At 62.8% G+C, this 3186-nt stretch carries 4 protein-coding genes and 1 pseudogene; all 5 read right to left on the reverse strand.

What is annotated here, in order from left to right; translation table 11 throughout:
* A partial coding sequence (gene hisF / locus VZ95_RS16840; protein ID WP_045776886.1) for an imidazole glycerol phosphate synthase subunit HisF occupies positions 1-551 on the reverse strand: 551 nt, incomplete at its 3' end.
* A 13-nt stretch (positions 552-564) separates the two neighbouring features.
* Positions 565-1289 (reverse strand): annotated as a pseudogene (gene hisA, locus VZ95_RS16845) (1-(5-phosphoribosyl)-5-[(5-phosphoribosylamino)methylideneamino]imidazole-4-carboxamide isomerase).
* Positions 1286-1843, reverse strand: a complete 558-nt coding sequence (locus VZ95_RS16850; RefSeq protein ID WP_045776887.1) for a GNAT family N-acetyltransferase — start codon at positions 1841-1843, stop codon at positions 1286-1288. Before VZ95_RS16850 ends, hisA begins: the two are co-directional and overlap by 4 nt.
* Positions 1844-1882: 39 nt before the next feature.
* Positions 1883-2533: an imidazole glycerol phosphate synthase subunit HisH gene (gene hisH, locus VZ95_RS16855; protein ID WP_045776888.1), complete on the reverse strand. Its 651-nt coding sequence runs from the start codon at positions 2531-2533 to the stop codon at positions 1883-1885.
* Entirely contained in the window at positions 2533-3132 is a 600-nt protein-coding gene (hisB, locus tag VZ95_RS16860; protein ID WP_045776889.1) for an imidazoleglycerol-phosphate dehydratase HisB, read from the reverse strand. The genes hisH and hisB overlap by 1 nt, the downstream gene beginning before the upstream one ends.
* Between the last annotated feature and the right edge of the window lie 54 nt (positions 3133-3186).

The raw sequence follows: 3186 nt of genomic DNA on the forward strand, positions 1-3186 counted from the left end.
TCGAAGCCGCTTTTGGTGCCGTCGCGGTCCATCGAGGTCAGCAGCAGTTCGCCTGCGCCATAGGCCGCCATGCGCTGCGCCCAGGCCACCGCCTCAAGCCCGGTCGGGTTGCGCCCGCCGTGAGTGAAAATCTCCCAGCGACCGGGCGATACTTGCTTGGCGTCCACCGCGACAACGATGCATTGGCTGCCGAATTTCTCGGCGGCTTCCTTCACAAACTCTGGGCGATGAATCGCAGCAGTGTTGATGGAGACTTTATCCGCACCCGCGAGCAGCAGCTTACGAATATCCTCCACCGCGCGCACGCCGCCGCCGACCGTGAGGGGCATAAAACATTCCGTCGCCGTGCGCGACACCACGTCGAGAATCGTCGCGCGATTATCCGACGAAGCGGTGATATCGAGAAACGTCAACTCATCGGCCCCGGCGGCATCGTAAAAGCGCGCCTGCTCCACGGGGTCGCCCGCATCGACAAGATCGACGAAATTAACGCCTTTCACGACGCGGCCATCTTTCACGTCCAGGCAGGGAATAAGGCGGATTTTCAACATCGGCGCGTCTCCCTTAAGCCGCCAGCAGGGCCAGCGCATCGGCCAGCACGATGCGCCCATCGTAGAGCGCGCGGCCCGTAATCACTCCGGCGATACCTGGCGCGTTGGCGGCCTTCAGCGCGTCCAGATCGGCCATCGACCGACCCCGCCCGAGGCGATGATGGGAATGCGCACGGCATGCGACAGGGCAACGGTCGCCTCCACATTCACCCCCGTCAGGGTGCCATCACGGTCAATATCGGTATAGATAATTGCCGCAACGCCTGCGTCTTCAAACAAGCGCGCGAGATCGACCGCTTGCAGTTCCGAGGTTTCCGCCCAGCCTTCAACGGCAACGAAGCCCTTGCGCGCGTCGATGCCAACGGCCACCCGCTCGGGAAACAGGCGGCAGGCGTCTTTCACTAGGGCCGGATTGCGCACTGCCGCCGTCCCCAGAATGACGCGGCGCACCCCCGCCGTCAGCCAAGCTTCGATAGTGGCAAGATCGCGAATGCCGCCGCCCAACTGCACCGGCAGCGGCGTTGCCGCCAGAATCGCTTCCACTGCGCCGCGATTGGCGGGTTTGCCCGCGAACGCCCCATCGAGATCGACCACATGGATCCACTGGCACCCCGCCCGCGCAAACTGCGCGGCTTGGTCGCCGGGATCGGTATTGAAGACCGTGGCCTGCGCCATATCGCCCTTCACGAGGCGCACGCAGGCCCCTTCCTTCAGATCGATGGCGGGAAACAGGATCATGGGGCGTCACTCAGCAGCTTGGTGAAATAATGGCCGGCGATCATGCGACCGTCGACAATGGCGTAATGGGGGTGGGTGGCCCAGCGATGATAGCCCAAAGCTTCATAAAGCTTGATGGCGTTCACCTGGGTTTCGCGCACATCGAGATTGATGACCTTGAACCCGGCGTCGCGCGCGGCGGCTTCGATAGCGAGCACAATCGCCCGCGCCATGCCGCGCCCGCGCGCCCAGGGCGCAACGAACATGCCCGTCAATGTTGCAACATGGGCCTGGGCCTCATTATTGCGCGGTGGGCGCTGGAATTGCGCCGCGCCACCAATCGTACCATCGAGCCGCCCGACGAAGAGCGTGCGTTCCGGCACCAGCACGACGCCGCTCCAATAGCGCTCGAACACGTCCCGGCGCGGCGCGACCAGCCAGCCGAAGCCGCCGCCGTCGTCAATTGCCGCCGCCGCCGCGTCGCACAGATCGTGCAGATCGGTACCGCTGAACTGCTCCAGACGCTCCGCCGTTATCACACTAGGCCCTGAGGCAAGAGGCACGCGCTGATCCATCGCAGTCTCCGGGGGAGGCTAAACCTGTGTGAGGGCCGGTTAGGGGCGCCAGCTCAGAAAATTACCTAAGAGCCGCAACCCGGCGGCTTGGCTTTTTTCCGCGTGAAACTGCGTCCCCACCATCGTATCGCGGCCAAGGATCGCAACAACCGGGCCACCATACTCGGTTTCGGCCAGTACGTCCGACGCAGCGATAGCGGTGATATGGTAGGAGTGAACGAAATAGACGTGTTCCGCCGTCCCCAGGCCTGCCAGTATCGGATGCTTAGGCGCGGTAAGGGTGAGCGTGTTCCAGCCCATATGGGGAATCTTCAGCGCCGAATCGGTGGGCGTCAGCCGCTGACAGATGCCGGGAATCCAGTCGAGCCCGGCGTGTTCACCGTGTTCGATGCCGCGCGTCACCATCAACTGCATACCGACGCAAATGCCGAAGAAAGGTTTCGCCTTCACCCGTACCGCCTCGGTGAGCGCCTCCAGCAGCCCCGGAACCGCCAGCAGCCCGCGCCGACAATCGCCGAACGCGCCCTGGCCGGGCAGAACCAGCCGATCTGCCGTAGCTACTTTATCCGCATCGCCGGTAACAATGACCGAAACACTCCGCCCGGCATCGCGCGCCGCGCGTTCGAGCGCCTTTGCCGCCGAGGTGAGATTGCCCGATCCGTAATCAATCACCGCTATGGTTTCAGCCATTACAGCGACCCACCCAACACCCCTTTGGTCGAGGGGATCGCGGCGGCGGCGCGCGGATCGACCGTTACCGCTTGGCGCAGGGCGCGGGCGAGCGCCTTAAAGCAGCTCTCAACAATATGGTGATTATTCTCGCCATAGAGGTTTTCGACGTGCAGCGTTAGGCCCGCGGCTTGCGCAAAAGCCTGGAACCATTCCTTGAACAGTTCCGTATCCATCTCGCCCAGCTTGTCGCGGGTGAAGGCGACTTTCCAGATCAGATAGGGCCGGTTGGAGGCGTCGAGCGCCACGCGGGTCAGGGTTTCGTCCATCGGGATCAAGGCGGAGCCGTAGCGGGTGATGCCCTTGCGGTCGCCGAGCGCCTTGGTGACGGCTTCGCCGATGGCGATGCCGCTATCTTCGGTCGTGTGGTGAAAATCGATATGCAAATCGCCGTCGGCGCGCACGTAAAGATCGATCAAACTATGGCGGGAAAGCTGTTCCAACATGTGATCGAGAAACCCGATGCCGGTTTTAACATCGTAAACGCCCGTTCCATCCAGGTTCACCCGAACCTCGATACTGGTTTCTTTCGTGCTCCGCCGAACGTCCCCTTGCCGCATGGACCGATCCAACCCTTCGCCGTGACTGTGTTACGTCCTTGTAACAGGCGCAGG

Origin of the sequence: Elstera litoralis (assembly GCF_000963705.1) — a bacterium.
GTDB lineage: Bacteria > Pseudomonadota > Alphaproteobacteria > Elsterales > Elsteraceae > Elstera > Elstera litoralis.

What these genes read in the sequence shown, in the direction of transcription:
- VZ95_RS16850 (WP_045776887.1), bottom strand. Translation starts at nt 1,843, where the DNA reads ATGGATCAGCGCGTGCCTCTTGCCTCAGGGCCTAGTGTGATAACGGCG.
- hisH (WP_045776888.1), bottom strand. Translation starts at nt 2,533, where the DNA reads ATGGCTGAAACCATAGCGGTGATTGATTACGGATCGGGCAATCTCACC.
- hisB (WP_045776889.1), bottom strand. Translation starts at nt 3,132, where the DNA reads ATGCGGCAAGGGGACGTTCGGCGGAGCACGAAAGAAACCAGTATCGAG.